Consider the following 18753-nt stretch of genomic DNA (forward strand, 5'->3'; position numbering starts at 1 on the left):
CCACAATCATGCCGCCGCTGCCAGCTCTGGCGCGGCGTCATCCTCAACGGCGGGCACCAGTCCAGCCTGCAGCAACATCCATTCTTCAATCTTGATGTGCCACATGCGCAGCAGGTCAATAGGCCGCTGCCTGTAGTGCTTCTCCGCGATGGCGCTAGGCTTGTGCCCCATGATCTGCGCCACCACGCCAGTCGGCGCCTCAGTCCACTCCGCCAACGTGCCGAACGAACGGCGCAGACCATGCAAGGTCATATCAGGAAGTCCTGCGGCGGCCAACGCGCGCTTGTGCCCAGGTGTCGGCTCGGTCAATTGCCCGCTCGCTGACGCCGGGCTGGCGAATACCCAACCGTTGCAGCGCGGCAGACCAGCAAGCAATCCCGCCACATACGGCGTCAGCGGAATAGTCCTCTCGCCTTCTACCTTGTCCCGAATGGTCAACCGTTGCCACTGGAAGTCCACATCGCTCCATTCCAGCGCGCTAAGCTCACGGCGGCGTGCGCCGGTCAGCAGGAGCGCCTGGAGGTAGGCCGACTGGACAAGATTGCTCATGCCACGCACAGCGCTGAACCAAGGGGCCAGTTGTTCACGCTGCAAGCTGTCATTCTCTTTCGCGTTCTTGCTGGGCATTTCATCGCGCACCTGGCGAGCCTTGCATGCGCCCGCCGGTACCAGCCCGGCGTATTCTTCGGTCGATTCGCACCAGTTGACGAACACGGACAGCAACCGGAATGACAACGCAGCTTGAGTAGCCCGCGCCTTAGCCTCAAGGGCCAGCCATTCGCCGATCCGCTTCCCGGCAAGGTCTACCAGCCGCACGGCCAACAGTGACGCCAACGGCCCGGCCTCCGTCAAGCCCTTGCCGCGTTTCTTAGGCTGGCCACCAAGGCGCACGACGTTCTCATGGTCACGAATGTGCCAGGCGCTCCACCTGTCGCTCCGCGAGGCCACATAGATTGGCCATACCATGCCCAAAGTTACACTGTCCCGCCTCTCTTGCGCGTGACGCTCCTTGGCCTCGCTCACCGCCACCGCGAGACGTGCGGCGTCGGCCGCAATTGCATCGGCTTTGACTTGGCGCGGGTCTTGGCCATTGTCGATCATCACCTTCAGGCGACGAGCTTCCGCTTGGGCATCTTGGATACTCCATGTTTCAGGGGCGCCAATCGTGACCCGTATAGCGGCGCCGTTCAACTTGGCCTGGAACATATAGGCTTTGGCGCCGTTGGCGGTTGCCCTCAAGCCCAACCCTGGCGCGGCTGCGTCCCAGAGGAAGGACTGGCTCTTGCCTTCGTCGCACTCAAACGCATCCACCCGCCCTGCCGTAAACTTCACTTTCGCCATCCCTATACCCTTCAACGCTTCCGTGTAACCTGCATGTAACCCGGATTGGAGTATAACAATGTGTCAAAATCAACACAACGGTCAACAGCAAATAAACATAACCCATTGTATATTATGGTTTTTCACCAAACCGCCAACAGTAACCAACGGCAAGAAATACATATTAGTCAGGATTGTGATTCCTGTTGTCGTGGGTTCGAGCCCCATCAGCCACCCCACAGAATACGTAGGAAAATTAAAGGGTTACGCGCTTGTCGCTGTAGCCCTTTTTTTGCATTCTGCGCTCCTTGTACTCGCCCTAACCGTGTAGTAACATCGCTACATAAATTTAGCCTTCCGGGGTGACGTCATGGCCATTACCACCTTATCAAGCCGCGAGTTCAATCAAGGAGCGAGCGAGGCAAAACGGGCCGCAAACAACGGGCCCGTGTTTATCACCGATAGAGGCCGGCCAGCCCACGTGCTGATGACCTTCGAGGAATACCAGCGACTCACTAAGCAACGGCGCAATATTGCCGATGCACTCGCAATGCCAGGCATTGCCGACATCGAGTTTGAGGCGCCGCGTGTGATCATCGATAGCCGGCCGGCTGATTTCTCATGATGTTTGTTCTCGACACCAACGTGGTATCCGAACTGCGCAAGGTGCGACTCGGCAAGGCCGATTCGAACGTGGCGGCTTGGACGGCAAGCGTTGATGCCGCTGACCTCTTTGTGTCGGCCATCACCATCATGGAACTGGAACTTGGGGTTCTGTCGATCGAGCGAAAAGACACCACCCAGGGGGGCCTGTTGCGCTCATGGCTAGACCAGCACGTATTGCCTGAGTTCTCCGGACGCACGCTGCCCATCGATACCGCCGTGGCACAACGCTGCGCCCGGCTGCACGTACCCGACCAGCGCGACGAGCGCGACGCACTCATCGCGGCAACCGCCCTTGTGCATGGCATGACGGTGGTCACGCGCAACGTCGCCGATTTTAAGCCCATGGGCGTAGCCCTCGTCAATCCGTGGGACGTATCGCAGTGAAGGGAAACAGCGTCAGGTTGCACAGTTCAAAAGTATATTTCTCGATTTCCCGCAAAGAAGAATTGACTGAGATGAATTTTCAGTACAATAAGAACATCACTTCCTGCGGGGGTTTTCATGTCGAACAAACAATGGCTGTCGCTGTTTTTGCACGCATTTCTGCTCGCTTCCAGCCCCGTCACATTGGCACAGGACGCTGTTCCAGCCGCCCCCACCACCCAGCAAATGATCGACGCGTTGACCGCCCGCCCCGTCGGCGCGCCAGCCGCGGCGCCGGCCCAGCCGAAGCGCAAGACCCGCAACCTGGGCGTCGAAATCAACACCCTGCCCGAGGGCGGCGCCGCTCCCGCACCCAGCGCACCGGCGCCGGCGCCCGCCCCCGCTCCGGTACCATCGATTAACCTGGCCATCCAGTTCGAAGTCAATTCCGACCGCGTGCTGCCGGCCAGCATGAAGCTGCTGGCCAACCTGGCGCAGGCGTTGCAGACACCGGAACTGCTGCCGATGCGCTTCCTGGTCGAAGGCCACACCGACGGCAACGGCAAGCCGGCCTACAACAAGCGCCTGTCGGCGCAACGCGCCGAGCAGGTCAAGCGGGCACTGGTGCAACACCATGTCGACGCCAGCCGCATCGTGGCGGAAGGCAAGGGTTCCAGCGAGTTGCTCAATCCGGCCATGCCGGGCGCGCCGGAAAACCGCCGCGTGCGCATCGTCATGCTGGGGAAATGAGATGAGGACGCAACGGCGCTCTCCCCTGCTGCGTCCGGCCCTGCTGCTGCTCGCCTGCGCGCTGGCCGGCCAGGCCCGCGCCGCCACACCGGCCGCCACGCCAGGCGCGGCGCCGGACAAGGCGGCCGCCGCCGGCACCCGCGTGCAGGCGCGCGCCACCCGCCACGCGCTGATCATCGCCGTCGGCGACTACCTGAGCCCGGCCGTGCCGCAGCTCAAGGGCATCGGCTACGACGTCGATTCGGCCACCAAGATGGCGGTCGCGATGCAGGTGCCGCCGGAAAACATCACCATCCTGCGCGACCACGAGGCCACGTCCGAGCGCATCCAGCAGGAAATCGCCGCCCTCGATGAACGCACCCAGCCGGGCGACCGCGTGTTCTTCTACTTCTCCGGCCACGGCAGCCGCTGGTACGACGTGCAGGCCAAGGACAACGGCTGCGTCGAGGCGCTGCTGCCGGCCGACAGCCACCCGCTGACCAACGAGCGCCTGGCCAATCTGCTCAGGCCGATCTCCGACAAGGCCGACAAGCTGTTCGTGTTTTACGACGCCTGCCACTCGGGCGGCATCGTCGGCAAGCCGATGGCGCTGACGCGCAGCCTGAAGGCGCCCGACGGCGCCAGGCTGACGCCGAAGTTCAGCCCGGCCGGCGTGGCCGAGGCCTGCGCCAAGCCGGCCAATATCCGCACCCGCAGCCTGACCGGCGAGGCCATGCGCAGCGGCAGCCTGCCGCAGAACATCGTGCAGATCTCTTCCTCGCGGCCGGAGGAAATCTCCTTCGACGACGAGGGCGCCGGCGGCCTGGCCACCCAGGCCTGGCGCGACTGCATGCTGGGCGACGGCAAGGACCTGGACAACTCGGGCGGCATCTCCGTCAATGAAATCGCCGCCTGCGCCCAGAACAAGATCGACCAGCGCTTCGCCGGCAGCCAGCAGTACAGCACCCAGCACCTGACGCTGGGCGGCAACACCGGCTTCGTGCCCGGCTGGTTCGCCTCGGCCTTCGAGCAGGCCAGCGTGCTGACGGTGGCGCCGCCCGCCTCGGCCGCGCCCGGCGCCGCCTTCAACGACGTGCTGGCCCAGCGCGATCCGCGCCGCAAGGTCGCGCTCAATTCGCAATCGAATCTGCTGCGCATCGGCAAGGACGCGCTGGACGTCTCGGTCACCTCCTCGCACGACGGCTATGTCTACCTGGTGCTGCTGGGCTCGGACAACAGCAGCTACTATATGCTGTTCCCCAACGACAAGGACCGCGCCAACGCCATCAAGGCCGGCGAGACGCTCAAGCTGCCGCGTCCCAACTGGCGCATCACGGCGCAGGGGCCGGCCGGCATCGACCGCATGCTGGTGGTGGTCAGCGAGTCCGAACGCGACCTGTCCGTGCTGGGCAACAACAAGGCCGGGCCCTTCGTGCAAAGCCTGAGCGACGCCGCCGGCCGCGCCAATCTGCAATGGTTGCTGGGCACCTCGCTGCGCGCGTCCACGCCGCAATGCCGCCGCGGCGGCGCTGCGCGCACGCCGGCCAGCAGCGCCCAGTGTTCCGACGCCTTTGGCGCCGCCCTGGTCGAATTCACCGAGTGGTGATGCCGGCCCTGTCCCCTCGACGAGAGACGCGATGAAACTGTCCACCATGCTGCTGTGCTGTTCCCTGCTGCCCCCCGCCCTGTGCCGGGCCGGCGAACCCCTGATCACGCTGGCCGAGAGCCAGGCCGAGCAGGCCGTGCTGTCGCGCTCCATCCTGATCGCCAAGGGTGTGCCGCAGCCGGGCGCGCCGACCATCGACCTGGTCGAACCGGCCGATCCGCAAAACATCGCCACCACGCCGTTCCCGGTGCGCGTGCACTTCGGCACCGAGGGTGGCGCCGCGCTGGTGCCGGCCTCGCTGCAGGTGTACTACGGCGCCTTCGGCATCAACATCACCGACCGCCTGCTCAAGCGCGCCACCTTCGTGCAGAACGAGTTGCGCATCGACCAGGCCGACGTCCCCTCGGGCAAGCACCGGTTGCTGCTCAAGATACAAGACAGCAATAACCGCAGCAACGAGAAACTCCTGACCCTGGTCGTCAAATAGCCGCCCCTTCCCCTACAAGGCCCAACATGAAACCGCTCCGCCACTCCCTGCTGCTGCTGACGCTCACCGCCCCGCTGGCCCTGGCCGCGGAAACGCCGGCGCCGGCCGCCGACAGCCCACCCATCACCTTCCTCGATTCCACGCTGTTCGACAACCTGTTGTCGCGCGAACTGGGCAAGGGCAAGAACGAGGTGGAAGTGAACATCAGCGGCAAGATCTCGCTCAACAACATTCCGCCGCGCGTGGACAAATGGATCACCGCCGTGGCCGAAGAGGGCGAGGTCACGCTCAAGCCGGCCGACCCGGCGCTCAAGCCCAAGTTCATCCTGGCGCTGCTGCCGGTGGTGTACTCGCTCATCAAGCAGGCCAACGCCGAGCGCACCATGAACAGCGCCAACCAGTACAACGCCAACGTGATCTACCACATCGACAAATCGGGCGAGTCGGTCATCGACAAGATCGTCTTCATCAAGAAAAAGCCATGATCATCCGGGCTGGGACGGCGCCCAGCCCAGCACATGCACCGGGCTGTGGCCCTTGATCTCGCGCAGGCCAAGGTCGCTCAGCCCGGTTTCGCCGGCCAGCCGCTCGGCCACCGCCAGCGAACACAGCACCGGCATGCCCACCTCCTTGCACAGGCTCTCGATGCGCGCCGCCACGTTGACGGTGTTGCCGATCGCCGTGTACTCGTGGCGCGCCGCCGAGCCGATGTAGCCGATCACCGCCAGCCCGCTGTGCAGGCCGACGCCGATGCGCAGCGCCGGCGCCCCCAGCCGCGCCGACTCGGCGTTCAGCAGCGCCAGCTCGGCCAGCATCTCGCGCGCCGCCGCCAGCGCCGCCGCCTCCGGACAGGCCAGCTCGTTGGGCGCGCCGAAGAAGGCCATCATGCCGTCGCCGATGAACTTGTCGACCGTGCCGCCGTGGCGGTGCACCACCGCCGTCATGCGCGCGAAGTAACGGTTCAACAGCGCCACCACCTGCTCGGCGGGCAAGGCTTCGCTCAGGCCGGTGAAGCCGCGCACATCGGAAAACAGCACGCACACGGACAGCTTGCGACCGGACTTGCGGGCGTCGATGCCGCCGTCCAGGATGTTCTGCATGACCTGCGGGCTGACGTAGCCGCCAAAGCAGCGGCTCAGGCGCTGCCGCTCCAGGAACTGCTGCCACGACTGCCAGCCCGCGCGCGCCAGCAGCGCGATCCAGCCGCCCAGCAGCGGCGCGGCCGGCGCCAGCCACACGCCGCGCAGCAGCAGCGCCGTGCTCAGCGCGCACAGCCCCAGCGACAGCAGCGACAGCAGCGCCAGCTTGCGCCGCAGCCGCGCGCCAAACCAGAACAGCGCCATGGCGACCGCGCCGGCCCAGAGGCCGCCGCGCGCCAGCGGCGCGATCAGGCCGCCGTTCAGCATGCTGCGCACCGCCTGCGCGTGGGCCAGCATGCCCGGCACCCGCGTGGCGTTGGGCAGCCACGCCGCCAGCGGCACCGGCAGGTCGACCAGGTCGATATCGTCCAACACCGCGCCCAGCAGCACGGCCTTGCCGGCGAAACGGCGCGCCAGCTCGTCCTGCCGGCCCTCGCGCACCAGCCGCAGCACGTCTTGCAGCGGGATGTACTGGAACGGCGCGCCCAGCTGGTAGTTGATCAAGCCGCTCCACGGCTGGCGCACGCCGGCCGCCGCCGCGATCTCGCTCGACAAGGTAAACGGCGTGCGGTCCGGCTGCATCGCCGCGTCGGGATAGCGGCGGATGCGGCCGTCCGGGTCGGCGGCAAACAGCGCCGAGGCGATGCCGTGCACGACCTCGCCCTGGCTGGCCAGCACCGAACTGTAGTCGAGCTGGATGTCGCGGAAGTGGCGCCGGTCGTGGTCCCAGACCTTGGCCACCACCACCGGGCTGGTCTGCATGGCGCCGAGCAGGCCGGCCAGCAGGGTGCGGTGGAAATCGAACTCGGGGTCGCTGCGCGACTGCAGCTGGTCGTAGCGTTTTTCCGGCAGCACCAGGTCCATGCCGATCACCAGCGGGCCGGCCGCGCCCACTGCGCGCAGGAATTGCGCCAGATAGCGGTGACTCAGCGTGACCGGTTCCTCGACGCCTTCGAGGAAGGCTTCGTTGATGCCCACCAGCACCAGGTCGCGTTGCACCGGCTGCGGGAACCAGGCGCGGTTGACGGCGAACTGCAGGTCCAGCAGGCGGGCGTCGATGGCCGGCGCCAGCGGCAGCGCGCAGGCCAGCGCCAGCAGCCCGCAGACGTAACCGCGCACGGCCGTCCAACGGCGCGCGGCGGCTAGCGGCAGCGCGGCCAAGGGCGGCCTAGCGCGCCAGGCTGCCGGCCTTGCTCAGGTCCGGCCGGCGTGCCGCGATGTCCTGCCAGATCGCGCGGGCGTCGTCGAGCATCTGGCGGTTTTGCAGCAGGCTCGCGTACAGCACCCACTCGTCGATCGGCGCGCCCGCGCCCGGCCGCAGCGCCTCCAGGCTGGCGTGCTCGGCCTCGCTGGCCACCTGGAACTGGGCCATCGCCTGGCGCGCCTCGCCGTCCACCGCCGAGGTGTAGGCCACGCTCCAGCGGTAGCTCTGGCCATACGCCAGCGGCGCGGCCGGCGGCGGTTCCCAGGCCGAGGCGTCGGTCTTGAACTGCGTCACCACGGCGCCGTCGGCGCGCTCCAGGGTGAAGGTGTAGGCGGTGGCCTCGTTGGCCTCCCAGCGGAATTGCGGGCGGGTGCCCAGCACCAGCGTGCCGTTCTTCGGTCCCAGCAGCGTCAGGTCCAGCATGATGGCGCGCATCTTGAACGCCGCCGGCCCGGTGTTGGGGCTCAGCGCCGCCAGCACCACCTTCTCGGCCAGCGACTTGGTGGCCAGCGGCGTGCCGCTCAGCACGCGGATCGCGCCGCTGTCGACCTCGGCCAGCACCGGCCCGCTCAGCTGGTAGATCAGCTTGGCGCCGTAGTGCGACACCGAGGCCTTGGCGCCGGCGTCGAGCCGCAGCTGCTCGCCCGGCTTGACGTAGTTCAGCAACTGCAATTTGCTGTGCTGGGTATTGCGCACCAGCTCGCCATTGCCCTGCACGTCCAGCACCATGCCGACCACTTCCTCGGCGGCGTGGACGGGCAGGCCGGCCAGCACGCAAGCGGCGGCCAGTACAAACACACGGATCAGCGACATCATGCCCTCCTCGGCCGTGGCCTCATTTATAGCTGCGCGTCTCGAACAGATAATCGCCGCCGGCGGTGTGGCCGGCCGACACCGCCGCGCCATACTGCGGCACCTGCGGATAGGCCTCGGTCACGCCGGCCTTGGTGGCGTCGAACACGGTGTTGCCGGTGTCGTAGCGGGTGACCCGCTTCATCGCGTTCATCAGGCTCCAGGCGAAGATCGAATGGCCTTCGACGCCGTCGTCGGCCACCGGTTCCTCGCCGCCCGAGGACATCACCACCACCGAGCGGCGCCCCAGGATCTGGTTGGCATCGGCGCCGGCGGCGACCTTCTGGCCCTCGGCGAAGGTGCCCGAGTAGCAGCTGTCCGACACCAGCATCACCTGCCGCGCCGGCACGCTGGCCAGCAGCTTCGAGACGTCGCTGGTCGAGATCCAGTTGGCCGGGCTGTTGCCGCTGCCGTCCGACGGTATCCAGTAGCCCTGCTTGGCGCTCTTGGCGTTGCCGGTCATATAGCCGTGGCCGGCGTAGTACACCGCCAGGCTGTCCTTCGGCCCCAGCTCGCGCGACATGGCGCCGATGCCGTTGACGATGTCGGCCCGCGTGGCGTCGCGCAGCACATGCACCTCGTAGCCCATCTTCTCGGCCATCAGCGTGGCCACCGCCTCGGCGTCCGGCACCGCCGAATCGAGCGCCGGGATGCGCTCATCCTGGTAATGGTTGATGCCGATGACGACCGCCACCTTGCGCTCGATCTGCGGCAGGAAGGACGCGCTGGGCAGGCGCAGCGCCGGCCGCGACGGCATCGCCTGCAACTGCGTCTGCAGCAGCGCCTGGTTGGGCACGCACAGGCCGCCGGCGCCGGGACCGCACGGCGGCAGGTCGGCCGCGTGGGCGTTGTGTTCGAGGATCTTCAGCGCCTCCTTGAACACCGCGGTCTTGTGCTCGTGGCGCAGCACCGACAGCTCGGCCAGCTGCTCGGCGCTCATCGCCGCCGTCGCCGTGGCCGCGAAAGCCTTCAACGCCTTGGCGCGGCGCGCCTCGTCGCGCTTGGCCACCACCAGGGCCGCCGCGTCCGCCTTGGCCTGCTTGGCCTTGGCCTCCTCGGCCTTGGCCGCCGCCGCCACCTTCTGCGCCTCGGCCTTTTTGGTCTGCACGGCCAGCTGACGGTCCGCCGCCGCCTTGGCGCCGGTCGCCGCCTTGACCAGCTCGGGCTTGCCGCTGGCCTCGGCGCGCTGCACCTGCGCCTCCTCCTTGCGGCTGCGCGCGGTGGCCACCTGGGCCAGCGCTTCCTCGCGCTTGGCGCCGGCCTCCAGCACGCTGGCCTGGGCCTGGCTGCGCCGCGCGTCGGCCTGGTCCTTGGCCTGCGACGCGGCCAGCCGCAGATCGTCGGCCTGTTCCTGGCGCACCCGGCTCTCGGCCGTCTTCTGCGTCACCTCGACCCGCTTGTCGCCGGCCACCCGCTCGGCCGCCGCGCGCTGCTGCGGCGACTTCGCCTCGCGCGCCTGCGCCAGCGCCTCGCTGCGCGCGGCGTCGGCCATCTTGGCCTCGGCGGCGGCGGTGCGCGCGCGCGCGTCCACCCCCAGCGCCTCGGCCTCGACGCGCTTGGCGCCGGCCTCGCTCTGTTTGGCACCGGCCTCGGCCTTCTTGGCGTTGGCGTCGGCCACCTTGGCCTCGAAGCCGGCGCGGCGCGCGTCGGCGTCGGCCTTCTTCGCCTGCGCCAGCACCTTCAGCGCCGGCGTCGGCGCGCCCTGCACCTCGGCTTCGGCCTTGCGCGCGTCGCTGTCGGCCTGCTTGCCGTCGGCCTCGGCGCGCTTGGCCAGCGCCTCGGCGCGCTTGGCCTGGGCCTCGACCTTGGCCGCCTCGGCGCTGGCCTGTTTGGCCTGGCCGGCGTCCTTCCTGGCGGCCAGTTCGGCCTTGCGGGCGCCGGCCAGGTCGGCCTTGGCGGCGCCGCTCGCTTCGCGCGCCTCGCGCTTCAGTTCCTGGGTCGATTTCTTGTCGTCGGCGGCCTGCGCCACCTCCTTCTCGCGGGTCGCCTCGCGCTTGCCGCCGAAGCCGACCTTGGCGCCGGCCACGCCGCCGGCCGGCCCGTCCTCGGTCTTGGCCGGCGCGGCGGCCGAGGCCGGCGCCGGCGCGGCCGTCGCGTCGGCCAGCGCCAGCCTGGCGTCGTAGGTCACCGGCGCGGCTGCGGCGGCCGCGCCCGGCAGCGCGCTGCCACTGACGCCGCCGCTGTTGCTGGCGCACATGGCCGGGCTGTTGGTGCAGGTCGACTGGACCGCCGCGTCGGCCACGCGCAGGTCGACCACCGGGCTGCCTTCGGGCAGCAGGAAGCGGAACGCCGCCGCGTTGCCACTGTCGTACACGGCCGGGCTCCAGCTGTAGCCGTGGGCATTGATCAGCTCATAGCTCAGGGTGCTGCTGCCGGCCGGGTCCAGCGCGGCCGCCGCGTTCTTGCCGAGCGCGACAATCCAGTTGCCGTTCGGCGTGACCAGGCCGCCGCTGCGCACCGTGTAGGCGTCGCTGGCGTAGATCTCGGCCTGCAGGTTCTTCGCGCCCAGCACGGTCCAGTCGACCTGGCTGCCGCCGGCCGGCGCGCTGGGCGTGTAGTTCGGCAGCAGCGTCGCGTTCGGCGCCGAGCCGGTGGCGTTGATGGTGCCGTTGAGCTCGACCGTCTGGCCGCTGGCGGCGAAGGTCGACGTGTTCAGGCTGCCGTCGCCGCCGAGGTCGACCAGCACGCCGCCCAGCACCTTTTTCGGCAGCAGATTGTCGGTGTGGGTGACGATCGAGGCCGACGAGGCGCCGGCGATCAGCCGCGTGGCGCCGCCGACCGCCACGCTCAGCTTGCTGTTGGCGCCGGCAGCATGGATCAAGGCGTCGCCGCTGGCGCCGCTGCCGCCGGTCAGGCTCAGATTGCCGCCGACGGTCACCGTCAGGCTGCCGTCCGGGTTGATCGCCGCCACCGCGCCCTGGTCGCGCGAGAACGCCGTGGCCGGATCGGCCGGCGCCTGCAGGGCCACGCTGCTGGCGCCGCCCGTCATGGTCAGGTCGCCGGTGACGTTGATCAGGGCGTCGCCCTGGCCGGTGGCCAGCAGCGCGCCGCCGTGGGTGGTGGGCGTGCCGCCGCCGTCGAGCGTGATCGATTTGGCGTTGATGGTTTTCAGCACGCCGCCCAGCCCCGCCTTCCCCTGCGAGAACGAGGCCAGCGCCGCGACGTTGGTCATCATCGCGCCGTCGGCCGTGTTGTAGTAGCCGCCGCTGCCGCCGGTCAGCGTGATGGCCGCGTAGTTGGCCGCGCCGCCCGAACTGGTGACGGTCTGGTGGCCGCCCTTGCTGAGATCGGCGAGGATGACGGCGCTGTTGTCCGAACCGTTTTTGCCGCCCGCCAGGTCCAGCGTGCCGCCGGCTACGAAGTCCAGGATCTGGTCGCCGCCGCCGAAGGCATAGATGGCCGCCAGGTTGTTGCTGGTACGGCAGCTGGGGCAGTAACCGGCTTCGGGATCGCCGTCCTGCAGACCGTCGCCGTTACCGCCCCGCAGCTTGACCGCGCCGCCGCCGTTGATGACGAATTTCTGCGTGCCCGAGCCGACCTGGTAGATGATGGCCTTGTTGTTGGCGCTGCCGCCGCTGCCGCCGCCGCTCATCGTCAATTCCGAGCCGGCGCCGGTCAGGTTGAAGGTTTGCGTGCCGGATGTCGCGGCGATCGTCGCATAACGATCGCTGCCATCGGCGCCGGCCACCATGTTGAGGCGATGCGCGCTGATGGTCTGCGCGCCGTTGGTGATCCCTTCGGCCGGCACCTGCTGGATGAAGACATTGGTCTGGTCCGCCGTGCCCGCGCGCATGCTCAAGGTGTCGCTGACGGTGATGGTCTGCGCAATGCCGCTGCTGATGCCGGAGCTGGAACCGGTCCAGGTGCCACCGGCGATGGTGAGGTTGGTGGCCGTGATGGTTTGCTTGCCGCTCCCAAAAAAGCGCGCCCAGTTGTTGGCATCGGTGGCGCTGCCGCCGCCCCCCAACATGCTCACATTGTCGGACTTGATGTTCTGGTCCGACACCGTTATGCCATCGGGGCCGAACGCATGGATGCGCGCGTGATTTTCTGTGCCGCCCTGTCCCCCGATCAAACTCAGCGCGGGCGCGGTAATGTTTTGCGTTCCGCCGTTCGCATTGATGATGATTTGGGCGGTGTTCTGGCTGCCGCCGGCGCCACCGGTCAAGATAACACTGGAGGCCACGACCTCCTGCACCAGTCCACCCTGCACGACATTGTTGAACAAATTAATCTGGGCACGGTTGCCGACACCGGCTGCGCCGCCGTTGAGTGTCAGCGCGCCGGACACCGTGATGCGCTGCCCGGCGCCGCTGTTGACGTTGGCGCTGGCGCCGCCGCTGCCCGAACCCCCGCTCATCGTCAGCGTCGCGGCGCTGATGGTTTGCGCCGTCCCGGCGCTGATAAACGCGCCCTGGTTGGCGCCCGTGCCGCCGCTGACGGTCAGCGCGTCACGCACGGCGATGCTCTGGTCGCGCGCGGTGCTGACGCCGGCGCCGCCGCCGCTGCTGCTGCCGGTGCCGCCACTGATGCGCAGCGTATCGGCGCTGATGGTCTGGTGCGCGTTGCCGCCGATCAGGGCGTTGCTGTCCGGGGTCTCGCCGCCGGTGAGGCTGATCGCGCCGCCGGTGATGACCTGGGTCGCCGCCACGGTGTTGGTGTCGTCGTAGGACCACAGGTGGGCCCAGTCGCCGCTGACGCCGGAGCCGGCCTTGATGGTCAGGCTGTTGGTGTTCACGCGCTGGGTGACGCCGGCGCCGGTCGCATGCAGGCCGGCGAAGTTTTCCGTGCCGGCGCCGGCCTGCAGGACGATGCTGTCGGCGTTGATGGTCTGCGTGTGGCCGGCACCCTGGTTCAGGCTGAGGTTGGCGTGGTTGTGGTCGCCGCCGCTGCCACCGAGGATGGCCAGCGATTGCACGGTCACGGTCTGGTTGCCGGAGCTGCCGATATCGGTGCCGCCGCCGCTGCCGGTCGCGCTGCCGGCCAGCGACAGCGACGCGGCCGTGATGCTTTGATTGCCGTTGGCGTACATCGATGCGGTGCCGCCGCTGCCGCCCTGCAGGACGATCGCGTTCTGCACGCTCAGCACCTGATCCAGGTCGGTGTTGATGTAGGCATTCAGATTGGTGGCGCCCCCTCCCTGCAGCAGGATGCTGTCGGCCTTGACCGTCTGCGTGCCCTTGCCGGCGATGTAGGCGTTGTTGTTGACGCCGCTGGCGCCGCCGGTCAGCGTCAGCGCGCCGGCGGTGACGGTCTGGATGGGCGCCTGCGTCAGGCTATCGTCGTTGGCCCAGAACTGCGCCGTGTTGCCGCTGCCGGCCGCGCCGCCGGTCAGGCGCATCACGGGCGCCGAAATCAGTTGACTGACGCCGGGGCCGTTGACGAACATCCCCGCGGTGTTATTGGTGCCGGCGCCGCCGAGCAGGGTGATGCTGTCGGCGTCGACTCTCTGCACCTTGCCGCTCAGTTTGCCACTCAGGTTCAGCGTGGCGGTGTTGTCGTTGCCGCCCTTGCCCCCGGTCAAGACCAGCGTCTTGACGGCGATGACCTGATCGCCGCCGCTGCCCAAATCGGCCCGGTTGCCGCTGCCAGAGTCGCCGCCGGTCAAGGTCAATACATCGGCACTGAAATTTTGCTTGCCGCCGGAGTTGATCGACGCGGCGTTGTACGCGGCCGCGTCGGTCGAGCTGCCGCCGGTGATGGCGACCGCATGGCTCGCGCTCACAGTCTGGTCCAGGTTGGTCGTAATGCGCGCGCCGGCGCCGCTGCCGGCGCCCGAACGCAGCGTGATGTTGTCGGCGACGATGGTCTGCACCGCCTTGCCGCCGATATAGGCCTCGCTCAGCGTGCCGCCGCCGCCGCTCACGCTGATGTTGCCGGCGTTGATGATCTGCACCTGCGGCACGATGTCGGCCGCATCCCAGGCGCTGACAAAGGCGCGGTTCTGGTTGCCGCTGCTGCCGCTGCCGCCCTTCAGCACCAGGTCCCCGGTGGTGATCTTCTGCACCACGCCGACGCCGGTCGCGGTCAGCATGGCCGTGTTGCTGGCGCCGTCCGCGCCGCCCTGCAGGCTGATGCTGTTGGCGACGATGGTCTGGCTCAGGTTGAGCGGCGCCACCGCGACATTGGAATCGCGGTACAGCCCGATTTCTGCAAAGTTATTCGCGCCCGCGCTGCCGCCGGTGACGGTGATGCTGTCGGCTTTGACCGACTGGTTGCCGTTGGTGTAGATATTGGCCGCCGTCCTGCCAAGGCCGCTGCCGCCGTTGACTTTGATCGCACCGGTGACGTTGATGCTCTGTCCGCCAGTGCCATCGCCGATGAAGGCGTGCGATGCGCCATAGTTGGGCACGATAACGGTGGTGCTGCCGCCATTGATGGTGATCGAGTCCGCATTGATGACCTGGCTGCCGGCCGAATCGAGCGAGGCGTTATTGCCGCGCGTATCGTCGGCCACGCTGCTGATGCCGCCATTGACGGTGATCGCGCCCGCCGTGATTTTTTGCACGGCCGAGGCCTGCGCCGAGCCGCCGTCGACGCGGATCTGCGCAATGTTGCCGGCGCCGCCGGCGCCGCCGTTCAGCGTCAGGCTGACGCCGGCGGTGATCGTCTGGCTGACATTGAGCCCGCTGGCGTTGATGCTGGCGTTGTTGAACAGGCCCGCAGCGCCGCCGGTCAGCGTGATCCGGTCCGCATCCACCGTCTGCTTGCCGCCAGGGGCGGAGGGCATCCAGATCGTCGCGCCGCCACCACTGCCGGCCAGCAGATTGATCTCGCCGGCCTGCACGGTCTGGTTGACGCCCGCGATCAGACCGGCGCCGACGTTGGTCGCACCGCTGGCATTGCTGCCCAGCAGATTGATACGATTGGCATGGATAGTTTGCTCGCCCTGGGTGGTGATTTGCGCCGCGCCGACCGCCGCCGTCAGATCCAGATTGCCGGTCGTGGTGATCGACTGCGTGCCCGAGGCCAGCCCCATGCTCAGCGTCGCCGGACTGGTGCCGTCGGCGCTGCCGATGCGGATGTTGCCGCCCGTGCTGATCAGGGCCTGGCTGGCGTTCGATCCCAGTATGCCGCCGATGACGATGCTGCCGGTCAGGCTGGCGCCGGCGCCGTCGACCCGGCTGGTGCTGCCATAGGCGCTCGACGCGTCCAGCTTGAGTCCCACCACGCCGGTGTTGATGCTGGCGCCGCGGCCCACTTCGATGTAGGGCGCCTGCACCGTCAGGGTCAGGCCGGCCGGTATCGCCGGGTTGACCGAGGCGCTGCCGCCGCTGGGCAGGAAGGTGACGAAGTCGCTGGCCTGCAGGGTGCCGTTGCTGGCCACCAGCAGGTTGCCGAGGGAATTGAAATCGGTCGCGCCGGCCGCCGCCGGGCCGCTGCATTCGCCGGCGCTGCTGGTGTAGAAGCAGAACACCGCCGGATCGAGCAGCCAGTTGCCGGTGCGTCCGCGCGGCGCCAGGGTGTCGACATAGCCGCTGGCCTGCAGCGTGTGGCCGGAGGTTTCGACCTGGCCGCCGTCGCCGCCCAGCGCGCCGCCGCGCGCGACGATGCTGCCGGCAAAGCTGGTCTGGTCGCGCGACCACAGCACCACCTTGCCGCCGTCGCCGCTCTGCCCGGCGCTGGCGGTGATGCGCGCGCCGGCCGCCATGTCCACCCGGCTGGCGTTCTGCAGCGCCGCGTTCCTGCCCTGGTAGTCGCCGCCGACCAGCACGCTGCCGCCGCCCAGGCTGCCGCTGGCGTCGATGCGCGCGGCCTCGCCCAGGCTGACGCTGTCGCCCAGCAGCTGCACGCTGCCGCCGACGCCGTCGCTGTTGGCCGCGCTGACCGCGCCCGCCACGCTGGTGGCGCCGCTGGCCTTGAGCACGATGCGTCCCAGGGCATCGCGCGCGCTGCTGTCGGCCCGCGCCACACCCTGCAGGTCGATCAGCGCGCCATAGATGTCGATGCGCCCGCCCGCCGCGTTCAGCTCGCCCAGGTTGAGCGCCTTGCCGCCCGTGTCCAGCGTCACCGACAGGTTGGGCGCGCCGCTGTCGGCCAGGCTGACGCGCTGGCCGGCCGCCAGCAGGATCTGCCCGCCCGGCGCGCGGATCACGCCGCCGTTGCTGACGTCGCCGCCGACCAGGTAGACGCTGCCGCCCAGCGGCGTGGTGATGGCGCCGAAGTTGTGCACGCCGCCGGCGCCGCCGGCGAAGTTGTATTTGCCGGCCAGGAAGTCGGCGTCCGACAGGCGCAGGCTGGAGGCGACCAGGCCGGCCACGTCCACCGTCGCGTTGGCGCCGAACAGCACGCCGTTGGGATTGACCAGCAGCACCCGCCCGTTCGACTGCAGGGCGCCGAGGATCTGGCTGGGGTCGACGCCGGTCACGCGGTTGAGCACGGTCGACTGGGCGTTCTGCTGCAGGAAGCGCAGCAGCTCGCCGTTGGCGACGTTGAACTGGCGCCAGTCGATGATGGTGTTGGGCGTGTTGGTGACGGTGAAGACATTGCCGTTGACGGCGAAGCTGGCCGTGCCGGCGCGCACCGTCGGATCGAGCGGCCCGCCCTGCGCCGGCGGCGCCAGCGTCAGCACCGTCAGCAGGACGGCGCCGGCCTGGACGCAGGGATGGGGAAACAGCGTACGGGTCAGGAATGCGAGGCGCAACATAGCGGAATCTCCGGCAAGGTGTTTAACGCAAGGTGTAACGCAGAGTGTGTCGCTTAGAACGAGTACTGGAAGGCCACGTGGACGAAGCCGGTGTTGGTCTGGCGCGGGGCGTTGGCGCCCGGCGCCGTCGCCACCTGGGCCGCGCCGGCGTCGCAGCGCAGGCTGACGTCCTTGTCGAAGCTGTAGCGCAGGCCGACGCCGACACTGGCCAGATGGCCGCTGGCGATCGGCGCGGCGTCGCTGTTGCGCACCCAGCCGGCGTCATAGAACAGCAGCGCGCGCAGCGCGTGGCGCTCGCTCAGGTGCAGCCTGGGCGCCAGCTCCGGCGTGTACAGCTCCAGGTTGGCCGAGGCGCCGCGGTCGCCGGCGGCGGTGCGCTCGTCGTAGCCGCGCACCGAGGCCGCGCCGCCCACGCCGAACTGCTCGCTCGGAATCAGCGCCTCGCCGCTGTACTGGGCGTTGACGGTCGCGCGCCACTGCCACTGGCCCAGCGGCTGGGCGAAGTAGGCGCTGGCGCGCCAGGCCTGCCAGCTGCGCGGATGGGTACCGTAGCGTTCCTGCTGGCCGTGGCGTCCGCCCGGCAGGTTGTGGAAGTAGCCGAGGCTGCCGCCGGCCTGGTAGCCCGGCGTGGCCTGCTGGCCCAGGTAGCTGACGCTGAGCGGCACGTCGGTGATGGTGCCGCAGGCGGCCAGCTCGATGCCGGCGATGCTGCAGTTGTTGTTGAAGTCCTTGTAGTCGACGCCGTAGACCAGCTTGTGGCGGTACTCGCCGCGGCTCGCCAGCGCCTGGTTCAGCCGCGCGCCGGCGTACACGCCCTTGCCCGAAAAGAACAGCGGTCCGGCCGGCGACACCGCGTTGCTCTTGCTGTCGGAATAGGCCGCCACCAGGTCCAGCGACAGGCCCTGCCGGTAGAACGGGATGCGGTAGCCGGCCGTCACGCTGGCGGCCTTGTCGGGCTGCTGCACGCTGGTCATCAGCTGCACGCTGAGCACGTGGTCGCGCCCGAACAGGTTGGCGTGCTGGTAGCCCAGGCCGATCCGTTCGCGCCCGGTGGTGGCCGCGCCGGCATTGTCGAGCGACACGGTGAACTTGCCGACGCGGTCCTCGGCCACGTCGATGCGCGCGTCGACCTCGGCGGGGCTGGCGCCGGCCGAGAAGTTGACCGCCAGCTGGCGGGCCGGATTGTCATTGGCCAGCAGCACCGCCGCGACGATGGCGTCGGTGTTGGGCGGCTCGCCCTCGCGCAGCGGCGGCAGCGCGGCGCGCACATTGGCCACGCTGTAGACCTTGTTGCCCTGGACCTCGACCCTGGCCAGCCGGCCCTCGCTCACGCGCAGCACCACGGTGCCGGCGCCGAGGGTTTGCTCGGGCGCGTACACCTGGACGATGGGATAGCCTGCCGCGACATAGGCCGCCTTGACGGCCGCCACGGCCCGCCCCACATCGTCCATGCCGCGCTGCTTGCCGGCGAACGGCGCCACCAGCGCCTGCAGGCGCTCGGGGCCCAGCAGGCTGGCGCCCTCGAAGCGGAAGCCGCTGATCTCGAACGGCGCAGCATCGGCTGCGGCGGCCGACGCGGTCAACCACACCATCAGCGGCAGCAAGCCGGCTGTCATGCACTTCTTCATGTGTTCTCCCAAGCGCCGGCGCAGCGGCGCATTGCTTCAAACAATCATTCGGAAAGACTATCGCGACGACAATATTGGCATTAACTTAAAGAAATTAAGTTTCATTTCGATA

11 protein-coding genes are annotated in these 18753 nt (G+C 68.6%); 6 read left to right on the forward strand and 5 right to left on the reverse strand.

All coding sequences use genetic code 11. The features are described from left to right. Positions 1-6: 6 nt before the first annotated feature. On the reverse strand, positions 7-1341 hold the full coding sequence (locus KVP70_RS28730) for a tyrosine-type recombinase/integrase (RefSeq protein WP_217945812.1): 1335 nt from the start codon (positions 1339-1341) through the stop codon (positions 7-9). A 349-nt stretch (positions 1342-1690) separates the two neighbouring features. Between KVP70_RS28730 and KVP70_RS28735 the strand changes: the two genes are divergently transcribed. The 6 genes from KVP70_RS28735 to KVP70_RS28760 all read left to right on the forward strand — a co-directional run bounded on the left by KVP70_RS28735 (position 1691) and on the right by KVP70_RS28760 (position 5656). After that, on the forward strand, positions 1691-1945 hold the full coding sequence (locus KVP70_RS28735) for a type II toxin-antitoxin system Phd/YefM family antitoxin (protein WP_217945813.1): 255 nt from the start codon (positions 1691-1693) through the stop codon (positions 1943-1945). After that, positions 1942-2370 (forward strand): type II toxin-antitoxin system VapC family toxin, encoded by a 429-nt coding sequence (locus KVP70_RS28740; RefSeq protein WP_217945814.1) that lies wholly within the window; start codon positions 1942-1944, stop codon positions 2368-2370. Before KVP70_RS28735 ends, KVP70_RS28740 begins: the two co-directional genes overlap by 4 nt. A gap of 117 nt (positions 2371-2487) precedes the next feature. Next, positions 2488-3099 carry an OmpA family protein gene (locus KVP70_RS28745; protein WP_217945815.1) on the forward strand — a complete coding sequence of 204 codons (612 nt, stop codon included), beginning with the start codon at positions 2488-2490 and terminating at the stop codon, positions 3097-3099. Between the two features lies 1 nt (position 3100). Then, entirely contained in the window at positions 3101-4684 is a 1584-nt protein-coding gene (locus KVP70_RS28750; protein WP_217945816.1) for a caspase family protein, read from the forward strand. 31 nt (positions 4685-4715) lie between these two features. Then, positions 4716-5171, forward strand: coding sequence for a hypothetical protein (locus KVP70_RS28755; protein ID WP_217945817.1), 456 nt, complete (start codon positions 4716-4718; stop codon positions 5169-5171). Positions 5172-5197: 26 nt separating this feature from the next. Continuing rightward, positions 5198-5656 (forward strand): hypothetical protein, encoded by a 459-nt coding sequence (locus KVP70_RS28760; protein WP_217945818.1) that lies wholly within the window; start codon positions 5198-5200, stop codon positions 5654-5656. Here KVP70_RS28760 and KVP70_RS28765 read toward each other — a convergent pair whose 3' ends face one another. Genes KVP70_RS28765 through KVP70_RS28780 form a run of 4 tightly spaced genes read right to left on the reverse strand, consistent with a single transcriptional unit; the run spans position 5657 to position 18641 of the window. After that, a complete protein-coding gene (locus tag KVP70_RS28765) occupies positions 5657-7429 on the reverse strand; it encodes a CHASE2 domain-containing protein (protein WP_217945819.1) in 1773 nt (590 codons plus the stop codon). Between the two features lie 49 nt (positions 7430-7478). Beyond that, positions 7479-8327: a hypothetical protein gene (locus tag KVP70_RS28770; RefSeq protein WP_217945820.1), complete on the reverse strand. Its 849-nt coding sequence runs from the start codon at positions 8325-8327 to the stop codon at positions 7479-7481. 22 nt (positions 8328-8349) lie between these two features. Further along, positions 8350-17013: a two-partner secretion domain-containing protein gene (locus tag KVP70_RS28775; protein ID WP_217945821.1), complete on the reverse strand. Its 8664-nt coding sequence runs from the start codon at positions 17011-17013 to the stop codon at positions 8350-8352. Between the two features lie 53 nt (positions 17014-17066). Next, the gene (locus KVP70_RS28780; protein WP_217945822.1) at positions 17067-18641 is read right to left on the reverse strand and encodes a ShlB/FhaC/HecB family hemolysin secretion/activation protein; all 1575 of its coding nucleotides are present in this window, start codon (positions 18639-18641) and stop codon (positions 17067-17069) included. Between the last annotated feature and the right edge of the window lie 112 nt (positions 18642-18753).

It is taken from the genome of Duganella violaceipulchra (assembly GCF_019166075.1).
GTDB classification, from domain to species: domain Bacteria; phylum Pseudomonadota; class Gammaproteobacteria; order Burkholderiales; family Burkholderiaceae_D; genus Rugamonas; species Rugamonas violaceipulchra.

Coding starts and splice junctions, on each gene's coding strand:
- KVP70_RS28780 (WP_217945822.1), bottom strand. CDS start 18,641: ATGAAGAAGTGCATGACAGCCGGCTTGCTGCCGCTGATGGTGTGGTTG.
- KVP70_RS28730 (WP_217945812.1), bottom strand. CDS start 1,341: ATGGCGAAAGTGAAGTTTACGGCAGGGCGGGTGGATGCGTTTGAGTGC.
- KVP70_RS28775 (WP_217945821.1), bottom strand. CDS start 17,013: ATGTTGCGCCTCGCATTCCTGACCCGTACGCTGTTTCCCCATCCCTGC.
- KVP70_RS28740 (WP_217945814.1), top strand. CDS start 1,942: ATGATGTTTGTTCTCGACACCAACGTGGTATCCGAACTGCGCAAGGTG.
- KVP70_RS28760 (WP_217945818.1), top strand. CDS start 5,198: ATGAAACCGCTCCGCCACTCCCTGCTGCTGCTGACGCTCACCGCCCCG.
- KVP70_RS28770 (WP_217945820.1), bottom strand. CDS start 8,327: ATGTCGCTGATCCGTGTGTTTGTACTGGCCGCCGCTTGCGTGCTGGCC.
- KVP70_RS28750 (WP_217945816.1), top strand. CDS start 3,101: ATGAGGACGCAACGGCGCTCTCCCCTGCTGCGTCCGGCCCTGCTGCTG.
- KVP70_RS28755 (WP_217945817.1), top strand. CDS start 4,716: ATGAAACTGTCCACCATGCTGCTGTGCTGTTCCCTGCTGCCCCCCGCC.
- KVP70_RS28735 (WP_217945813.1), top strand. CDS start 1,691: ATGGCCATTACCACCTTATCAAGCCGCGAGTTCAATCAAGGAGCGAGC.
- KVP70_RS28745 (WP_217945815.1), top strand. CDS start 2,488: ATGTCGAACAAACAATGGCTGTCGCTGTTTTTGCACGCATTTCTGCTC.